At 70.2% G+C, this 17890-nt stretch carries 15 protein-coding genes and 1 pseudogene; 5 read left to right on the top strand and 11 right to left on the bottom strand.

The annotated features are described in order from the left end of the window. Positions 1-351 precede the first annotated feature (351 nt). Entirely contained in the window at positions 352-2217 is a 1866-nt protein-coding gene (locus FKR81_RS42235; RefSeq protein WP_186763504.1) for a discoidin domain-containing protein, read from the top strand. Between the two features lie 38 nt (positions 2218-2255). Here FKR81_RS42235 and FKR81_RS42230 read toward each other — a convergent pair whose 3' ends face one another. Further along, entirely contained in the window at positions 2256-2780 is a 525-nt protein-coding gene (locus FKR81_RS42230) for a DinB family protein (RefSeq protein ID WP_146361101.1), read from the bottom strand. A gap of 93 nt (positions 2781-2873) precedes the next feature. On the opposite strand from FKR81_RS42230, the gene FKR81_RS42225 reads away from it, so the two are divergent. Together FKR81_RS42225 and FKR81_RS42220 are read left to right on the top strand one after the other, a co-directional pair. Continuing rightward, positions 2874-3845, top strand: a complete 972-nt coding sequence (locus FKR81_RS42225) for a helix-turn-helix transcriptional regulator (RefSeq protein WP_146361099.1) — start codon at positions 2874-2876, stop codon at positions 3843-3845. A gap of 179 nt (positions 3846-4024) precedes the next feature. After that, positions 4025-5599, top strand: coding sequence for an alkaline phosphatase family protein (locus FKR81_RS42220; RefSeq protein WP_235922231.1), 1575 nt, complete (start codon positions 4025-4027; stop codon positions 5597-5599). Here the strand turns inward: FKR81_RS42220 and FKR81_RS42215 are convergent, their stop codons facing one another. Continuing rightward, positions 5600-6028: a helix-turn-helix domain-containing protein gene (locus tag FKR81_RS42215; RefSeq protein WP_186763503.1), complete on the bottom strand. Its 429-nt coding sequence runs from the start codon at positions 6026-6028 to the stop codon at positions 5600-5602. On the opposite strand from FKR81_RS42215, the pseudogene FKR81_RS45490 reads away from it, so the two are divergent. Further along, positions 5970-7235, top strand: a pseudogene (locus FKR81_RS45490) (MFS transporter); the annotation flags it as partial. The gene FKR81_RS42215 and the pseudogene FKR81_RS45490 overlap by 59 nt on opposite strands. Before the next feature lie 17 nt (positions 7236-7252). On the opposite strand, the gene FKR81_RS42205 reads toward FKR81_RS45490, so the two are convergent. From FKR81_RS42205 to FKR81_RS42165, 9 genes are all read right to left on the bottom strand, one after another. Then, complete coding sequence (locus FKR81_RS42205) at positions 7253-8491, bottom strand: YeeE/YedE family protein (RefSeq protein WP_146361091.1); 1239 nt, start codon at positions 8489-8491, stop codon at positions 7253-7255. A 53-nt stretch (positions 8492-8544) separates the two neighbouring features. Further along, positions 8545-8760: a hypothetical protein gene (locus tag FKR81_RS42200; RefSeq protein WP_146361089.1), complete on the bottom strand. Its 216-nt coding sequence runs from the start codon at positions 8758-8760 to the stop codon at positions 8545-8547. A 20-nt stretch (positions 8761-8780) separates the two neighbouring features. Continuing rightward, positions 8781-10397, bottom strand: a complete 1617-nt coding sequence (locus FKR81_RS42195; protein WP_146361088.1) for a hypothetical protein — start codon at positions 10395-10397, stop codon at positions 8781-8783. Further along, positions 10398-12221: a hypothetical protein gene (locus FKR81_RS42190; protein WP_146361087.1), complete on the bottom strand. Its 1824-nt coding sequence runs from the start codon at positions 12219-12221 to the stop codon at positions 10398-10400. A 303-nt stretch (positions 12222-12524) separates the two neighbouring features. Continuing rightward, the gene (locus FKR81_RS42180; protein WP_146361086.1) at positions 12525-13130 is read right to left on the bottom strand and encodes a response regulator transcription factor; all 606 of its coding nucleotides are present in this window, start codon (positions 13128-13130) and stop codon (positions 12525-12527) included. Further along, positions 13127-14293, bottom strand: coding sequence for a sensor histidine kinase (locus tag FKR81_RS42175; RefSeq protein ID WP_146361085.1), 1167 nt, complete (start codon positions 14291-14293; stop codon positions 13127-13129). Before FKR81_RS42175 ends, FKR81_RS42180 begins: the two co-directional genes overlap by 4 nt. A gap of 11 nt (positions 14294-14304) precedes the next feature. Further along, positions 14305-15072, bottom strand: a complete 768-nt coding sequence (locus FKR81_RS42170; protein ID WP_222598607.1) for an ABC transporter permease — start codon at positions 15070-15072, stop codon at positions 14305-14307. Next, the gene (locus tag FKR81_RS44190; protein ID WP_186763502.1) at positions 15069-15209 is read right to left on the bottom strand and encodes a hypothetical protein; all 141 of its coding nucleotides are present in this window, start codon (positions 15207-15209) and stop codon (positions 15069-15071) included. Before FKR81_RS44190 ends, FKR81_RS42170 begins: the two co-directional genes overlap by 4 nt. Beyond that, positions 15209-16114, bottom strand: a complete 906-nt coding sequence (locus FKR81_RS42165) for an ABC transporter ATP-binding protein (protein ID WP_146361084.1) — start codon at positions 16112-16114, stop codon at positions 15209-15211. The genes FKR81_RS44190 and FKR81_RS42165 overlap by 1 nt, the downstream gene beginning before the upstream one ends. 112 nt (positions 16115-16226) lie before the next feature. Here FKR81_RS42165 and FKR81_RS42160 point away from each other — a divergent pair, with 112 nt between their 5' ends. Next, positions 16227-17411: an esterase-like activity of phytase family protein gene (locus FKR81_RS42160; protein ID WP_146361083.1), complete on the top strand. Its 1185-nt coding sequence runs from the start codon at positions 16227-16229 to the stop codon at positions 17409-17411. Positions 17412-17890: the final 479 nt, after the last annotated feature.

The raw sequence follows: 17890 nt of genomic DNA, 5'->3' as shown, positions 1-17890 counted from the left end.
AGGAGCATCTTGGGGCCCCTCGCGGCGTGGTGGGGCCGGCTCCGCCGGCAGGAAGAGCACCTGCCGGCCCGATAGGGGTACCACGCCGCACCCCAAGTCAAGGCCCAATCGCGCGGTGCCCACCACCGCGCTGACTGCGGAAGCGCACACTCCTTGCCTGATCACACCGGCCCACTTGCCGTCGGGCTCGCTTTCCGTTGCGCACCGACCCGCTTGCCGTCGTGCCCGCCTTCCGTGGACGCGGCGACCCACCCGGCCTCGGGCCCACTGGTCAGGATGATTGGGGCTAGACATCGGACCTCTCGCCCAGGTTTGATCAGGTGCCGCCCCTCGCCGATGAGGAGTGATGCCATGAAGACCCGACGTCTACTGGGTACAGCCCTAGCCGTCCTGCTCGCCGCAACGTTCACACCACCGGTCGAGGCAGAACAGGCGACCCAGCACGGCAGCTGGTTCAACACAGCCGGAATCGGCTGGTTCCCGCACTGGGGCCTGGGCACCGGAAGACCAGAGGACCGGGTCGAGAACTCGGCGTACGTCTACCGCAACGCCGAGGAGTTCGAGCGGGCCACCGAGCAGGCCGGCTGGAGCGCCGATCGCATGGTCGACGTGGCCAAGCGCATGAGGGCCGGCTACATCTCGATCTCCTCGCTGCACAGCAGGCTCGGTTACCTCAAGATCTGGCCGTCCGGCGTGCCGGGCAGTGTTGCCACGAAGCGCGACTTCCTCGGTGAGCTGGTCACCGCGGCCGACAAGGCGGGCATCAAGGTCGTCGTCTACATCACCGGGGATCCGTTGTGGTGGAACGACAACCGTGATGACCAGTCCGCGCCGCCGCCCAAGTGGCTGCCGTACGGCGACACCGGCTGGCTCGACGTTCGCGGATACCAGGCGTTCAAGAACGACCCGTCGATCGACATCCGCAAGCGCGTCGACTGGAAGCGGCACTACGCGCGGGACGTGGTCGACGAGATCATCACCCGGTACCCGAAGGTCGGCGGGTTCTGGTTCGACGGGTGGGGCGGTGATGCCAACAACGCCGAGGGCAAGGCCGCGATCGAGTTGTTCCAGCACATCCACGAGCGGTTGCCGGGTGCGGTCAACATCAAGAACAACGGCGGTGGCGTGACGGTGCCCGGTGAGGACGTCGCGGCGATGGAGGACTGTCAGTCGTGCCTGCACCGCAAGGAACCCGACTACGACCTGCCCAGCCAGTTCCCGCGCGGGCCGTACCAGTACGAAAACGCGTTCGAGACGCTCGGTTGGTGGCAGCGCCACGCGGACACCGGGCCGTGGACGCCGCAGCAGAACGCGTTCCACCTCAAGAAGCCGATCACGTCCATCGCGAACACGTGGGTCCCGAACTGGGGGATCGGCAACGACATGAGCGGTGGCCTGCCCCCGGCCGGTGAGGCGCTGGTGGCCCAGATGGACAGGTTCATGTCCTGGGCGGACGAGTCGATGATCGGGGTGCGCGGCGGTGGGTACGCCGAGGGCGGCTTCGACCCCGGCTACTGGAATGACGGCTCCTACGGCGTCACCACGATGAAACCCGACGGCCGGACGCATTACCTGCACGTGCTCACGCCGCCCAGCGGCAAGCAGTTGGTGGTGCCCGACGCGGGCTACGACGTGACGGGCGTCCGGGACCTGAAGACCGGCAAGCGGCTGCACTTCACGAGGTACGGCGGCAAACTGCGGATCACGGTGCCCTCGTGGGACGCGGCGGTCAACGAGGCGTCCACGGTGCTCAAGGTGACGACGCTCAAGCGCACCCGCGTCCTGCCGACGAAGGGCTGGACGGCCACGGCCACCGCGGTCGACGGCACGAACGTGCCTGCCAACGCGGTCGACGGCGACTACGCCACGCGCTACCGCGGGCTGGGTGAGCGCAACGACCTCACCGTGGACATGCAACGCAAGCGCGTGATCTCCGGGCTGCGGGTGGTGCAGCCCGAGTCGAGCCGGATCGCGGTGCTGAACGAGGGGGAGAAGATCCAGAGCACCCGGATCAAGGACTACGTGCTGTCCGTCAGCGCGGACGGGCAGCGGTGGCGGGACGTGGCCAGCGGGCAGCTCGCGAACCAGCGCGGCAGCCAGACGATCACCTTCGGCCCGGCGTTCGCGCGGTACGCGCGGCTGACCGTCGGGAGCGTCCACAACGGGGCGACGAACCGGATGGAAGTGGTTGACGTGCGGGCGATCTCGCCCTGGTAGACCGGCGGGCCGCCGCGCGAGCGGCGGCCCGTGCCAGGTCAGCCCATGGTCTTCTGGCCGTCGATCGTCTCGCGGATGATGTCCGCGTGCCCGGCGTGCTGCGACGTCTCGGCGACGATGTGCACCAGCACCCGGCGCGCCGACCACTTCTTGCCCTGCTCGAACCACGGCGCCTCGGGCAGGGCGTGCGACAGGTCCAGGTCGACCGTGCGGACCAGCTCGTCGGTGCGCGCCGCGACCTTCTGGTACTCGGCCAGCAGGCCTTCGATGGTGTCGCCGGGAAGCATCTTGAAGTTGTTCTCGTGCTCCGCCCAGGTGTCCGGACCCATCTCGAGCGCGGGCGCGCCCTGGAGGATGAAGCTGGCCCAGCCGTGCTCGGTCACGGTCACGTGCTTGATCAGCCCACCGATGCTCAGCACGCTGACCGTCGGCGTCGACGCGGCCTGCTCGTCGGTCAGACCCCGCGCGGCGAACATCAGGAACCCCCGGTGCTTGATGAGGGTCTCCAGCAGGTCGGCGCGCTCTCCGGTGACATTTTCCGGGAGGGTCTGGGTGCTGGTCATCACTGGTCTCCTTGGCTCGTTCTCGCTGACAAGGACTAGATTACGGACCACTCCGGTCAGTTTCTGTCCTAAATTGCGAGAAGACTGAAAAACATGGCGAACACGAGCTCACGCACGCTGAGGCTGTTGTCGCTCCTGCAGACCCACCGATTCTGGCCGGGGGAGGAGCTGGCGGACAGGCTGAGCGTCTCCACCCGCACGCTGCGCAGGGACGTCGACCGGCTGCGCGAGCTCGGGTACCCGGTCGAGGCCAACCGGGGTGTGGACGGCGGCTACCAGCTCGCGGCCGGTGCCGCGCTGCCGCCGCTGGTCGTCGAGGACGACGAGGCCGTCGCGATCGCGGTCGGCATGCAGGCCGCGACGCAGGGCGCGATCCCCGGCATCGAGGAGTCCGCGATCCGCGCGCTGACCAAGGTCGTGCAGGTCATGCCGCCGAGGCTGCGCAGGCAGGTCGACGCGTTGCGCGCGGTCACCGCCCCGATGAACTTCGGCGGCTACGAGCCACCGCCGCCGCTGGACCCGGACGTGCTGATCGCGGTCGCGCAGGCGTGCCGCGACTCCGAGCGGCTCGAGTTCGGCTACACGACCCGCGACCGGGAGAGCGCGACGCGGCTGGCCGAGCCGCACCGGCTGGTCCCGATCGGCAGGCGCTGGTACCTCGTCGCGTACGACCTGACGCGGCACGACTGGCGCAGCTTCCGGCTCGACCGGCTCAGCTCGCCCCGGCGGACCGGCGCGCGGTTCCGGCCCCGTGCGCTGCCGACCGAGAACGCGGCGGACTTCGTGCGGTCCGGGATCCGGGGACTGCGGCAGCAGGAGTACGCCGTCGAGGTGCTGGTGCACGCCCCGGCTGAGGTCGTTCGGCTGCGGATGGAACAGTGGGCGAGCATCGAGGAAGCCGATGAGCGCACGTGCGTGCTCCGGATGAACGTCGAGTCGCTGAGCTGGCCGGCGATGGCGCTGGGCACGCTGGGCGTGGACTTCGAGGTGCGCGCACCCGTCGAACTGGCCGCTCTGCTCACCGAGTGGGGTGCCCGTTTCTCGAGGTGTGGTCCAGCCCGTTGAACCGCATGCCGTGATCCATGCGTTTCCGTAGTACTGGGGCTTTTCATGCACCGATCACACGGAAAGGCAGTGGTTTGTCGTTCTTCGCGCGCTTTCGTCGGCTTCCGGCGCCCGACGCACCCGCTTCCCGCGGGAGGCGGATCGCTGCGCGGATCACCACTGTCCTCGCCAGCCTGTTCGTGTTGTTCGTCCTCATCGCACCGTACGACCTGGAAAGGTTCACTCCGAAGGAGTTCCTGCGCATCCCGGTCGAGGCGCTGTTCGGACTCGTGCTCGTGCTCGTCCTGCCACCCCGTCCACGCCGGATCGCGGCACTGGTCGGCGGTATCGCGCTCGGCGTGCTGACCGTGCTGAAGATCATGGACGCGGGCTTCGACGCGGTGCTGTACCGGCCGTTCGACCTGGTGCTCGACTGGCCGCTGTTCGGACCGGCGATCGACTACGTGGACGTCACCATCGGGCGGTGGGCCGCGATCGGCGCGGTCGCGCTGGCCGTCGTGCTCGCGCTCGGCGTGCTGGTCGTGACGACGCTGTCCGTCATGCGACTGACCAGGACCGTCGAGCGCCGTCGTCCGATGGCGACCCGCGCGCTGGTGGTGCTCGCGGTCGCGTGGATCACGCTGGCCGTGCCGGGCATGCCGATCGCGTCCAACAGCGCGGCGGCGTTCGCCTACGACCACGCGGTCGCCGTGCAGGCCGGACTCCGCGACCACGAGGCGTTCCAGGCCGAGACCGCGATCGACGCGTTCCGCGACACCGCGGGCCCCGAGCTGCTGACCGCGTTGCGCGGCAAGGACGTCATCTTCACGTTCGTCGAGAGCTACGGCCGCGACGCCGTCGAGGACCCCGAGCTCGCGCCGCAGGTCACCGCCGCGCTGGCCGAGGGCTCCGAGAAGCTGCGCGCCGCAGGCTACGCGTCCCGCAGCGGTTTCCTCAGCTCGCCCACCGCGGGCGGCGGCAGCTGGATGGCGCAGGCCACGCTGCTGTCCGGGGTGTGGATCGACAACCAGCAGCGCTACCGCAACCTCGTGACGAGCGACCGGCTCACCCTCGGCGACGCGTTCCAGAAGGCCGACTGGCGGACCGTCGGCGTCATGCCCGGCATCACGCAGGCCTGGCCGGAGGGCGAGTTCTTCGGCTACGACCAGATCTACAAGGCCACCGACCTCGGCTACCAGGGCCCGCGCTTCGGCTACGCCACGATGCCCGACCAGTACACGATGTCGGCGTTCCAGCGCGACGAACGCGCCAAGACCGACCGCAAGCCGATCATGGCCGCGATCCCGCTGCTGTCGAGCCACGCGCCCTGGTCGGCGATCCCGGACCAGGTCGACTGGGACTCCGTCGGTGACGGTTCGATCTACCGGAGCATGGACGCGTCCAACGACAAGCCTGAGTCGATCTTCGGCCGCGACCCGGTGCAGGTGCGCGCGGACTACCGCAAGTCCGTCGTGTACTCCGTGCGGAACCTGGTGTCCTACGTGGAGAAGTACGGCGACGACAACCTCGTGGTCGTGTTCCTCGGCGACCACCAGCCCGCGCAGCTCGTGACCGGGGAGGGTGCCAGCCGCGACGTGCCGATCTCGATCGTGGCCCGCGACCCCGCGGTCATGGAGCGGGTCTCCTCGTGGGGCTGGAACGACGGCATCAAGCCGGGTTCCGAGGCGCCGGTGTGGAAGATGAGCGAGTTCCGCGACAAGTTCCTCACCGCGTTCGGGTCGCAGCCCCCGAAGTCCACCCACCCCGCGGGCTGATCACTGGGGATGCAGGGAGACCAGCAGCACCGCGTCGAGCAGCCGGAACCAGTCGGCTTCGGCGAGGTCGCGGGTGCTCAGCCCGGCCAGCGAGTCCAGCAGGCGGCCGGCGAGCTCGGTCTCGTTCTCGCCGGTCGCGGCCGCGATGGAGCGCACGTCGCGGCGGAACCTGGTGCTGCGGCTCAGTCGCACGAGTGACGCGGGCAGCGCCTGCTGGGGTTTCGCCTCCTCGCCGAGCGCGATGGTGAACGTCGTGCCGAGCGCGTCGGCGAGCTTGCTCAGCGCGTTCACCGTCGGGTTGCCGCGGCCGTTCTCCAGGTTCGCGACGTAGGGCACCGAGAGCCCCGCCTCCAGTGCCACCGATGCCAGGGTGCGTCCGCTCGCGGCGCGCAACGCGCGCAGCTGCCTGCCGAGCTCCTGTCCGTCCAACCGTCCGTCCTGTCTTGACAGAAAACCATCCAGCCTGACTATTCTCCCAGAATACCTCTGGGGGGATGGTGTCGTGTTCGAGGCCCTGCGGATCCCTGATTTCCGCCTGCTCTGGTTCGCCCGCCTGGTCAGCCTGCTCGGCTCGTGGCTGCTGGCGGTGGCGGTTCCCGCGCACGTGTTCGTGCTGACCGGGTCGCTCGCCGCGACCGGGCTCACGCTCGCCGCCGAGTACCTGCCGCCGGTGCTGCTCGGGCCGGTCGCCGGTGTGCTGGTCGACCGGTGGGACCGGCGGCGCGTCATGGTCGTCGCGGACCTGCTGCGCGCGGTGGCCGTCGCGGCGCTGCTGTTCGTGCGGACGCCGGACGACCTGTGGCTCGTGTACGTCGCGCTGATCGCGGAAAGCGTTGGCACGGTCGTGTTCCGGCCGGCCGCGCAGGCGCACACGCCGGTCGTCGTCGGCAGAGGTGGCGCGCTGACCAGTGCGAACTCGCTGAACGCGGTGACCGACGGGGTGGTGCGGCTCGTCGGCGGTCCGCTCGGTGGCGTGCTGCTCGGGGTCGCCGGGTTCGGCTGGCTGGTGGCGGTGGACGTCGCGACCTACCTGCTGTCGGCGGTCGCGATCCTGCTGACCTCGGCGGTCGGTGGCTGGCGGTCGTCCGGTCGCGCGAAGCTGCGTGAGGGCGTGGGCTTCCTGCGCTCCGCACCGGCCGTCAGCTGGTTGTTGCTGGTCATGACGTTGTTCCTGGCCGCGAACGCGTCGCTGAGCGCGTTGCTGGTGCCGTTCGGGATCCAGGTGCTCGGTGGTGCCGCGCAGATCGGGTTCGTGATGTCCGGGCTCGGCGTCGGGTTCCTGCTCGGCGCGCCGCTGGTGCGGGTGCTCGTCGACCGGGTGCTCGCCGGGTACCTGCTGGGTGCGGCGCTGGTCGTGACCGGCTTCGGGTTCGTTGCCTTGTTCGCGTCACGCTCGTTGGCAGGCGCGCTGGCGTCCGCGGTGCTGATCGGGTTGTCCGGGTCGGCGGCGCTCGTCACCGCGCAGACCGCGGTGCAACGCCGGACGCCCAACGAGGTGCTGGGGCGGGTCGGCGGCGTGCAGTTCGCGGCGGAGGCGATCGCCACCCTGCTCGGCGCGATCGCCGGACCCGCCGCCGCGCAACTGGTGTCGCTGGACTTCGCCGCACGGCTGGCGTGCGGCGTCACCGTCCTCTGCGGACTGCTGGCGTTCGGTCAGCAGATGCTGTCGTCCGGCTTCGGGTTCGCCAGGCCGAACAGCGGCCGCAGCCGCAGCCCGATCCACGTGCCGCCCAGCGCGAACACGCCCCACAGCCAGCCGTGCAGGCTGCCGACGGAGATGCCGCCCAGGTAGGCGCCGATGTTGCAGCCGCCTGCGAGCCGGGCGCCGATGCCCATCAGCACACCGCCGAGCACGGCGGCGAGCGCGGTGCGCCATGGGATCTGGCTGTGGATCTTCCACGCACCGGCGGCGGCAGCGGCGATCGCGGCACCGATCATGATGCCGATGTTCGTGAGGCTGGTCTTGTCGACCCAGATCGACGCCGCGAGCGCCTTGGCGTTGCTGGGGCTCTGCCAGAACTGCCACGTCTCCGGGTGGAAACCGAAGAGCTGCACCAGCTTCGCGCCCCACAGCGCGAACGCGAACGTCACGCCCCAGATGCCGCCGGACACGAGGAACACCGCACCCGCCAGCACGCCGAGCACCACCGCGCCGACCAGGATCGGCCACGAGCCGCGGAACACGCGCGCGATCCCGTGCGCCGTCGGCACGACGTCGGCGGGCGGCGGGTTGCGGCGCGCCTGCACGACGCGGGTCACGGCCACGATCAGCACCAGTGCGGCGATGGTGATCAGCCACGACCCGAACCAGCCGACGTGGTCGGCGAGCAGCACGCCCGGCAGCGACGGCCAGCCGTCGAACAGCGGGAACGCCCAGGTGTAGAGCACGGATCCGGCGATGAAGCCGCCGAGCGTCAGCACGATCGTCGACTGGCCGGAGCCGACCGCGAACAGCGTGCCCGACGCGCACGCGCCACCGAGCTGCATGCCGATCGCGAACAGCACCGCGCCGACCAGCAAAGCGAGTCCGAGCGGTCCGCCGGTCGCCTTCGGCACCGAGCCGAACAGGCCGGAGCCGGTGGAGATGATCAACGCGATCAGCGTGGCCGCGGTGCCCAGCAGGACCGTGTGGGCGCGCAGGCCCTGGCCGTTGCCGACGGCGATCAGCTGCCGCCACGCGGACGTGAAACCGAAGCGGGAGTGGAACAGCGCGACGCCGAGCCCGAACCCGAGCGCCAGCAGCACGCCCGACTTCGCGCCGAACGACGCCCACACGTACCAGGTGAGCGCCACCGCCAGCAGCCCGGCGACGGCGAGGGGAACCACGCGCACCGGTTCCTCCGGCTTCGGAGTCGGTGCCGCGCAGGACGTGGGGAAGTTGAGGAGTGCCACCGGGGCTCCTGAAGGGGAAGGGGGCCTGGCCGTGCGGCCAGGCCCCGTGCTGACTACTTGGGGAGGAAGCCCTTGAGCGCGTTCTCGACCGACTTGATGACGCCGTTGACCGGCACGCCGCCGGGCGCGAACGTCCAGGGGTTCTCCAGGTCACCGGTGTCCGGCTCGTCGACGACGACCGGGTCGGCGAACGCCGGCGCGGCGAAGCCGGTGAGCACCATGCCGGACAGCGCGGCGGCGACCGCCGCACGTGCGATGGACTGCTTCATTTCCGTGTCCTCCAATGGTTTCAACTGAGCAGCGGACTGACCGGGACGACGGTCGCCTTCGGCACCCATTGCCCCGCTAGTTCTTCCTGCATCGGCATGCCGGGACCGTGCACCTCGTTCGGTCCCATGGGCATCGCGGACACCTGTGCGACCGCGTAGATCTGCACGCCGCCGTCGGACGGACGCCCGACCCAGGCGCGGAACCCGGCCGGAGTCGGGTCTTCACCGCCGAACCCGTTGCCCACGGCCACCGCGTAGCCGACCGGGAGCGGTTCGCGGGGGTCGAACCGCAGCGGCACGGACACCGTGGTGACCGCCGTGGCGATCGGGGTGTGCAGCAACCACGGCGCCACGTACAGGCCGTGCGTGTACACCGGGCTCTCCGCCTGCTCGGCGCCCGCTCGGGTGAGCGCCTCGTGGGCGGTCTCCCAGCCGGACACCACGACCAGCGCGTTGTCCGGCCGTTTGCCGTCGTCGATGCGCAGCCCGCTCGCGCGGACGAGCTCGGCGGCCTTCGTGCTGCGCGGTGACGTGTCCGTGACGAGCCTGATCCCGGCTGTTCCCTTGGCCTTGAGGAAGCCGACGAGCTTCTGCAGGGAGTCCGAGTCCTCTGTGGACAGGGAGTCGGACGGGCAGCTCGTCAGCACCTCGCGGAGTCCGGCGATCAGGGTGCCGAGCGCGGCGGTCGCGCACTCGGCGTCGGGCCCGGGACCCGGCGCGGTGCCGGGATCCACCCGCACCGCAACGGTTTCGGCTCCGTCGCTGATCACGACCTCGCCGCGTCCCGGTGGCAGGTCGACCTCGGCCCACGTGCCGGGAGCACCCGCGCGGGGGACCGCGGGCACGTCACCGACCCGCAGTCCGTTGCCGGCACTGGCCGGGAAGTGCACGAGGTTGCGTCCCGGCCGGTGCGGGCTGACCAGCACCGGCACCACCCGGTCCGCGAGCCGTGCGTCGACGAGCACCGGCACACCGGGTTCGGGGAGCGATGGCGGCACCGCGACGGCCGGCAGGGCGGCCCACGCGACGAGCGCCAGCGCGACGACGTACCCGTTGCGCAGCACCAGGGTCAGCGCCGCGACGAGCACGACGGCGAGCAGCACCAGCCCCAGACCGCTTTCGTAGATCCTGCGGTCGAACGCGATGCCGGACGTGGCGAGCCGGACCGCTCCCGCCAGCACCAGCACCACACCGAGCGACAACGCCAGTGGCCGCAGGTCCCTGAAGGGACCCACACCGAGCAGCGCGGCCGACACGGCCACGAACACGGTGTTGACCACGAACGCGACGCCGGAGTCCCCCACGGAGGTCTCGATCACCAGCAGCAGGACGAGCGCCGCGGACACCCAGCGCACGACCGCCGGCCTGCCGAGCAGCAGCGGCACCGCGGCGACGAGCACCACGTGCACCACCGCCGCGACGACGTTGACCTCCTGCGTCAGCACCGACGTCACCACCAGCGCGGCGGACAGCCCGGCGAGAGCGAGGGCGAAGTGCCGCACTCGCCGGGTGGTCAGCTGCGGCCGGACCAGACCGGTGCCCGCGACGAACGCCGTCACCAGCACCAGCGCGAGCCGGAGCACCAGTGCCAGCGCCGACCCGCCGCCGACGTCGAGATCTCCGTGGGGGTGGTTCATCTACTTCACATCCGCATCGGCGACGACGAACAGCTCGGAGTGCGGCTTGGCGTTGCCCCACGGCCCGTGCGGCCAGTTCTTGCGGTTGAAGTTGATGCCGACCTGACCGGTGAACTCGTCCTTGAAGGACGTGTCGAGCGCGAGCTTCCCGTCCGGAGCCACCTTCAGGACGTTGACCTTGTGGTCACCGTCGAGACCGGTGCGGGCGACGAAGTAGTTCGACACCGCGATCCGCTTCGGCGAGAGCGTCTCGTGGAAGAAGCCGTCCGCGCCCAGGTCGAAGTTGTCGTACGCACCCCAGTGCGGACCGGCCGCCGCGGTGCCGGGGTTGATCGGCGCCGCACCCGCGAGGGTCGGGCAGTCGGACTCGGCGCCACCGTTCTGCGCCTCCGCCAGCGTGTCGATGCGGCACTGGAAGGACGTGCCCGCCGCGAGCAGCTGCTGGATGTCCAGCACGTACACGCCACCGGTGGCACCGGGGTCGTCCGGGCCGAGCGCGCCCTTGCCGCGTCCGGAGATCGCCCGGTACAGGTACTTGTCGTCCGGGCTCGTCTGGATCCAGCCACCATTCGAACCGCCGCCGTTCGAATCGTTGCCCGCGAAGATCGCCTTCGACGCCGCGCCGTCGTCGAACACCTCGTACCAGTGCGGCTCGGCCGCGGTGATGTCCGGCGTGTAGTGCACCGCGCCGCCCTGCATGGTCTGCGCGAACGCGCCCTTGTGACCGGGCAGGTTCGTCACCGTGGTCTCCATGACCGCCCGGCTCTCCTGGTGCAGCGGGTCAGCGGGGTCAGACCTCGGCCCGTTCTGCAGGTACGACACCGCCCGCAGCCTCGGGTTGTTGCGGTCGCTGATGTCCCACGTGCGCACGGTCGGCCTGCGCAGGTACGGCGACGGGGCCTTCACCGGGTCGAGGATGATGTTGCGCGGCTCGGCGTAGTCGCTCGTGATCAGCGTGTTCAGGTCCTCGCGGGCCTGGATGCCGTGCGGGTTGGCGCACGACGGCGTGCCGAGCCTCGGCAGGTTCAGGCACAGCTTCTCGTTGTCGCCCTGCGGGGTCGCGGCACTCGTCTGCGACAGCACCTTGCCGTCGCGGTCGAACCGCAGCAGGGCGCCGGGGCTGCCCGCGAAACCGTTGCCCACCACGGTCTGCCCGTTGGCGTAGGTGTACGGACCGGGCACGACCGGACCGCCCATGTACGTGCCGTACGCGGTGCCGTCCTTCAACGTCCAGTACGCGTCCGGCACCGAACCGCCGAGCGTGTTCGTCGGCAGGCTGATGCCTTTGAGCTTCAGCTCCGGCAGCGCGCTGACGTCGAACGCGTAGGTCGCGGCCGCGAACAGCGCTCCCGCGTAGACGGTGTCGCCCTTGTGCCACACGTACTGCATGTGGTGCGGCTCGTTCTCCACCAGCGGGCCGACCGTGGCCGTGTTGACGACCTCGCCGTAGGACGGTGAGCCCTCGGTGGCGTCGATGACGGCGAGGAAGTCGGGGCCTGGCAAGGCGTTCGTCACCTTGCCGAGCGGGTCACCGAGCCCGCCGGGCAGGTTCTTGACGTCCTTCACCAGCGTGTCGGCGATGTTCTCGTCACCGGCCCAGATGAGCAGCCACTTCTTGCGCTCACCTGCCTGCGCGGTGGCCTGCGGGGTGAGGTGGTTCTTCACCCAGTACTGCTTGCCGTCCGACGCCGTCTTGCTGTCGACGACCGTCCGCACGTCCGCGTAGGCGCTGCCTTCACCGGTGTAGGTCACCGTGCCGACGGCGAGCACGCCGGCGACGGCCGCTATCAGAGTTTTTCGCCATGGAGGCGAGTTCGACCACATGAACACTCCTGTTTTCGAGCAGCGCACCCGGAAATGGGCACGACGAATGCCGCCGGGCAGAAAGCCGGCGTGAAAAAGGGGGAATTACCCGAGTGAGATGAGAAGGCGCCCTAGTGGGCTGGATCCGTCAGCGGGATCGACAGAGTGCGCTGGCCTGCTGGCGCAGGTCCACGTGTAGGCGCTCGACGAGAGCGACACCATTGCACATGAATGGAATCGTGGCGGTACGGAGAGTGACGTGTCAATCTCGGACCACTGACTGGGAATCAGTCGTGTTGCGACGTGTCGAGCAGGGCTCGCCTTTCAGATCCAGCCCTGGCCACGTGCGATTCGCACCGCTTCGTGGCGATTGGCCGCGCCGGTCTTGCCGACGGCAGAAGACAGGTAATTTCGAACCGTTCCGGGAGACAATGCGGCGCGGCGGGCGATTTCCTCGACGGGGGCGCCTTCGGCGGCGAGCTCGAGCACGTCGGCCTCGCGCGGCGTCAACGGGCTGTCGCCCGCGCTGATCGCCTCGGCCGCGAGCTGCGGGTCGACGTAGCGCCCTCCACTGTGGATGGTCCGGACGACGGTCGCGAGCACGTCCGCGGACACCGTCTTCGGCAGGAAACCCCGGACGCCGGCGGCGAGTGCGCGCTTGAGGTGACCGGGACGGCCGTGGCTGGTGACGATCATCGTGCGGCAGCCGGGCAGCTCGTCGGTGAGCGTCCGCGCGACGGAAACCCCGTCCACGCCGGGCATCTGGAGGTCGATCACGGCGACGTCCGGCCGCAGCGCCCGCGCCATCGACAGCGCCTGCTCGCCGGTCGCGGCCTGCGCGACGACCTCCAGGTCGTCCTCCAGCGCCAGCAGCGCGGCCATGGCGCCGCGGATCAGGTGCTCGTCATCGGCGAGCAGGATCCGGATCACGGGGTCTCCTCGAGCGGCAGCGAGACGGTGAGGCGGAACCGGTCCGGCCGGTCCCGCTCGGTCGCGACGCTACCGCCGAGCCCGGCGATGCGTTCGGTGAGACCGACGAGCCCGCTGCCGTCACCATCGGAGTGGTCCGTCACGCCGTCGTTGTCCATCGTGAGCGTCACCGCGTTCCCGTTCGGCCGCAGGGTGATCGTGCACGTGCGGGCCTCGCTGTGCCGCAGGACGTTGGTCGTGCCCTCGCGCACCACCCAGCCGAGCGCGCCCTGCACCGGCCCCGGCAGTCCGCTGCCGTCGCCGACGACCCGGCACTCGATGCCCGCGGAGGTGAGCAGCGACCGGGCACCGGCGAGCTCGACGTCGAGCGCGGCCTCGCGGTACCCGCTGACGACGGCTCGCAGCTCGGCGAGCGAGTCCTGCGCGATCTGCCGCACCTCCAGCATCTCGTCGACGGCTTCCGCGCGGCCTCGTTTCGCGAGCTGCGCGGCCAGTTCGGACTTGAGCGCCACGACGGACAGGTTGCGGCCCACCACGTCGTGCAGGTCGCGGGCGAAGCGCAGCCGTTCCTCCGCGACCGCGAACTTGCTCTCCAGCCGCCTGGCGCGGTCGACCTCCCAGAACAGGCCGAGCATCCACACCGTGGCCCGGTAGGCGGCGGCGAGGGCGCCGAGCAGCAGGGACATGCCGATCGCCGACTGGGGATCGGGCGTCACCACGGCGGTGGCGGCGGAGGCCGCGGCCCACAGCACGACCGTCACCCTCGGCCGCACGGCCGTCGCCATGGCCGTCACGTACATGATGAGCGCGAAGTTCCAGATGGTGTCCGCGGGCCCGTACGGCTGGTCCGGCGTCGAGCCGGGGTAGACGATGCGGGCCGCCGACACCGCCGCCACCGTCATGAGCGTGGTGATCGCGATGAGGTTGGTCGGCCGAGGCTGCTTCCCGAGGTAGTGGTCGATGCCCCGGTGGATGAGCAGCACGCACGTCAGCGCGAGCGCCGCGCCGAGCAGCCCGGTCACCCAGGCCGCGAGCGCGCCCTCGTCCGGTGCGATGGCCAGGCCGACCAGTGGCGGAACGGCCGCGTAGTTCAGGTAGAACGAGACCCGCATGTACAGGTCGAACCGGGCCGCGCTGCTGCGCTCGCTCCACCACCTCGGCATCGTCACCTCCGCTATCGCCGCGGCTCCCAGCGGAACCAGCGGCGGACGGCCACCGCGCCGAGCACCGTCCACACCGCGAGCAACGCCACCGGCGTCACCGCTGAGCCCAGCACACCGGTGAAGTCCAGCGGTGCCGACTCGCCGGTGGTGCCGACCCAGCCTAGGCGCAGAAGATCCATCACCGGCGTCAGCGGCAGGAACCGCAGCGCGCCGGCCACGGCGTCGGGCAACGAGCTGAGGGGCACCGTCAGCCCCGATCCGATGACGCAGGCCATCAGCACCGGCAGCGAGGTGATCTGAGCCATCTCCACCGTCCGGGTGTACGCGGCGGACACCGCCGCGAGCAGCGCGAACAGTGCGACCCCGCCGAGGACGCCCACCAGCAGCACCGGCGCGTTCACCGGCATCGGCAGGCCGAGCAGCGCCGCGCCCGCACCGATGAACAGCACGATCTGCGCCACCGCGATGGCGATCGCCGAACTCGCCGTGCCCGCGAGGATCTCGGTGTCGCTCAGCTCGCCGACGCGCAGCCGTTTGAGCACCAGCTCCTCGCGCCGGGCGACGAACGTGGTCACCAGGTTGTAGTAGACCGGGGCCAGCATCACGAAGCCCAGCATGCTGGTGATGACGAAAGCGCTGTGGGACAAAGCGTCCCCGTCGAACTCGATGCTCGCGATCGGCAGGATGATCGCGAAGGGCAGCACCAGCGCGTTGAACAACGCGGTCCGGTTGCGCCACAACAACAACAGCTCGGCCAGGCCGATGGAACGGATCTTCACGCGGTCCTCCAGTTGTCCACGACGATCGTCAGCCCGAGCAGGCCGGTCAGCAGCAGCGCGTACCCGATGTGGTCGGCGGGCGGCAGCGCGATCCACGCGGGCATCGTCACCGCGGTGAAGAGCATCTGCTTGATCATCAGGCCACCGCCTCCTGCGCTATGGCGAGGAACGCTTCTTCCAGCGACGCCTCGCGGGCGTCGAGCCCGTGCAGCACGACGTCCTGCTGCTGCGCCCAGACCAGCAGCGCCGTCAGGGTTTCCTGGAGCGCGCCGGTGTGCACGGTCGTCCGCACACCCTGGCGCTGGACCGCCCGCGTTCCCGGCAGAGCGGGCACCTCGCGGTCCGCGCTGAACGAGATCCGCGCCGGGTGCGCGGCGATCACGTCGGAGACCGACCCGGTCGTCACGATCCGCCCGCGGTGCATGATCGCGAGCCGGTCCGCCAGCTCCTGCGCTTCCTCGAGGTAGTGCGTGGTCAGCAGCACCGTGACGCCGTCGAGCAGCAGCCCGCGGATGAGTTCCCACGTGTTGCGCCTGCTCTCCGGGTCGAGCCCGGTCGTCGGCTCGTCGAGGAACAGCACGTCCGGGCGGCCCAGCAACGCGAGCGCCAGGTCGAGCCTGCGCCGCTCCCCGCCGGACAGCTGCTTCACCCTCGTGTTCGCCCGGTGGTCGAGCCCGACGAGCTCGAGCACCTCTCCGTGCGGACGCGGCCTGCTGAGCGTGCCCGCCCACATGCGCGCGGTCTCGGCCGCCGTGAGGTCCTGCGGGAAGCCGCCTTCCTGCAGCATCACGCCGACCTTGGGCCGCACCTTCGCGCGCTCGGTGAACGGGTTGTGCCCCAGCACCCGCACCGACCCCGCGCTCGGTGCGGACAGCCCTTCGACCAGTTCCATCGTCGACGTCTTGCCCGCGCCGTTGGTGCCGAGCAGCGCGAACATCTCGCCCCGCTCGACGCGGAACGACACGTCCCGCACCGCTTCGAAACCGCCTGCGTACGTCCGGCCAAGGCCGTTCACCTCGACGGCGGCCTCCGTGTTCGTCATGGGTCCGAGTCTTCGCGGCGACCGGGTTCGGTGGCAGTGCCGTCGCACATCGGTTTCCGTGTGGCGCACACGGTCTTTCGATGACAAATGTCATGGGCTAGCTTGCGGCCACATGAGGAGATCACTGGCCATCGGCCTGACCGTGCTGTCGCTGGTCGTGTGCGTGGCACCGGCTTCCGGTTCAGCTCCGGCGGGCTTCGGCCGGGCCACCCTGACCCGGTTCGCAGCTCTGCCCGCCGAGACCTACCTGCCCGGCAGCGAACCGTCGGGCGCGGCACTGGGCACCACACCCGTCAACGGCGTGCCCGTGCCGTTCGCCGACCAGCCGATCCAGGGCTTCAGCGGCGTGGTCCGCAACGGCGACGGCACGTTCGACGTCCTGTCCGACAACGGCTACGGCGCCAAGGCCAACAGCGCGGACTTCGTACTGCGCATCAACCGCATCTTCCCGGACTTCGACAAGGGCACAGTCGACGTCGTCGGCGGCGTCAGCCTGACCGACCCGCACCGCCACGTACCGTTCCCGCTCACCCGCCCAGACCGCGTCCTGACCGGCGCCGACATCGACGTGGAGTCGTTCGTCAAACTGGCCGACGGCTCATACTGGGCAGGCGACGAGTTCGGCCCGTACCTCCTCCACTTCGACCGCGCGGGCCGCCTGCTGGCGCCACCCGCACCACTGCCGGGAGTGTTCGCCCCCGAGAACCCGGCGGGCACGCCGAACATCGGCGGCAGCAGGGGTTTCGAGGGCCTGGTCCTCTCACCTGACCGCCGCACCCTGAACGCGCTGCTCGAGGGCACCGTCACCGGCGACACCCCAGGCAGCCTGCGCCTCAACGAGTTCGACCTGGGGTCCGGCCAGTTCACCGGCAAGCGTTGGCTCTACCAGTTGGACGACCCCGCACACGCCATCGGCGACGCCACCGCAGTCGACGCCAACCGCCTGCTGGTGATCGAACGCGACGGCGAACAGGGACCTGCCGCTCGGGTCAAGAAGGTCTACCTGGCGGACAAGCGCGACCGCGACCGCGACGGCCGCATGGACAAGACACTCGTAGCTGACTTGCTGGACTTGGCCAACCCCAGGCGCGTTGGCGGGTTCGATGATCCGTTCCGGTTCCCGTTCACGACCATCGAGGACATCATCGTGCTCGATGACCGGACCATCGGTGTGTTGAACGACAACAACTTCCCGTTCTCGTCGGGGCGGACGCCCGGCAAACCCGACAACAACGAGTTCATCACCGTGCGGCTCGATCGCCGGTTGAACGCTGATCCTCGGGTGCTGCGGCGCTGAGGGTTGGCGCGGCTGCGGTGTCCGCGTTGGTGCGGGCGCCGTGGCCGCAGGGGAGTGTCTGGTGGCATTCGGGCTCGGGCCTCCCTGGGTGGTCAGGCTTTGGGTGTTGCTGTGGTTGCGTCCGGCTTTGCGGCTTCGCCGACACGACGCATGCCTTCGGCGTGCGTCGTACCGAGCCTTCTGCCGTGGCAGTGCGGTGGTCCCGGTCCGGTGGGCGCCTTACGCGGTTCTGGTCGCGCTGAGTCCGTGGGTGCTGGTCCGTGGCTGGCCTGGTCCTTCGCTCTGAACGCGTACTGCGGCAAGGGGTAGGTGGGTACGCGCGAGACTCGCGGTCAGGCGGGTCGGTGTGCCAACGGAAGGCGGGCACGACGGCAGGTGGGCTGGTGTGATTGCGGAAGGCGAGTCCGACGGCAGGTGGGTCGGTGTACCGACGGAAGGCGGGCCCGGCGGCAGGCGGGCAGGTGTGATCAGGCAAGGAG

It is taken from the genome of Lentzea tibetensis, from assembly GCF_007845675.1.
Classification (GTDB): domain Bacteria; phylum Actinomycetota; class Actinomycetes; order Mycobacteriales; family Pseudonocardiaceae; genus Lentzea; species Lentzea tibetensis.
Note: the sequence above shows the minus strand (reverse complement) of the source record. Positions and strands in the feature narration are given on the sequence as shown.

Excerpts from the sequence above, each read along its gene's own strand:
- FKR81_RS42235 (WP_186763504.1), top strand. The coding sequence starts at position 352 with ATGAAGACCCGACGTCTACTGGGTACAGCCCTAGCCGTCCTGCTCGCC.
- FKR81_RS42230 (WP_146361101.1), bottom strand. The coding sequence starts at position 2,780 with ATGACCAGCACCCAGACCCTCCCGGAAAATGTCACCGGAGAGCGCGCC.
- FKR81_RS42225 (WP_146361099.1), top strand. The coding sequence starts at position 2,874 with ATGGCGAACACGAGCTCACGCACGCTGAGGCTGTTGTCGCTCCTGCAG.
- FKR81_RS42200 (WP_146361089.1), bottom strand. The coding sequence starts at position 8,760 with ATGAAGCAGTCCATCGCACGTGCGGCGGTCGCCGCCGCGCTGTCCGGC.
- FKR81_RS42195 (WP_146361088.1), bottom strand. The coding sequence starts at position 10,397 with ATGAACCACCCCCACGGAGATCTCGACGTCGGCGGCGGGTCGGCGCTG.
- FKR81_RS42190 (WP_146361087.1), bottom strand. The coding sequence starts at position 12,221 with ATGTGGTCGAACTCGCCTCCATGGCGAAAAACTCTGATAGCGGCCGTC.
- FKR81_RS42175 (WP_146361085.1), bottom strand. The coding sequence starts at position 14,293 with ATGCCGAGGTGGTGGAGCGAGCGCAGCAGCGCGGCCCGGTTCGACCTG.
- FKR81_RS44190 (WP_186763502.1), bottom strand. The coding sequence starts at position 15,209 with ATGATCAAGCAGATGCTCTTCACCGCGGTGACGATGCCCGCGTGGATC.
- FKR81_RS42165 (WP_146361084.1), bottom strand. The coding sequence starts at position 16,114 with ATGACGAACACGGAGGCCGCCGTCGAGGTGAACGGCCTTGGCCGGACG.
- FKR81_RS42160 (WP_146361083.1), top strand. The coding sequence starts at position 16,227 with ATGAGGAGATCACTGGCCATCGGCCTGACCGTGCTGTCGCTGGTCGTG.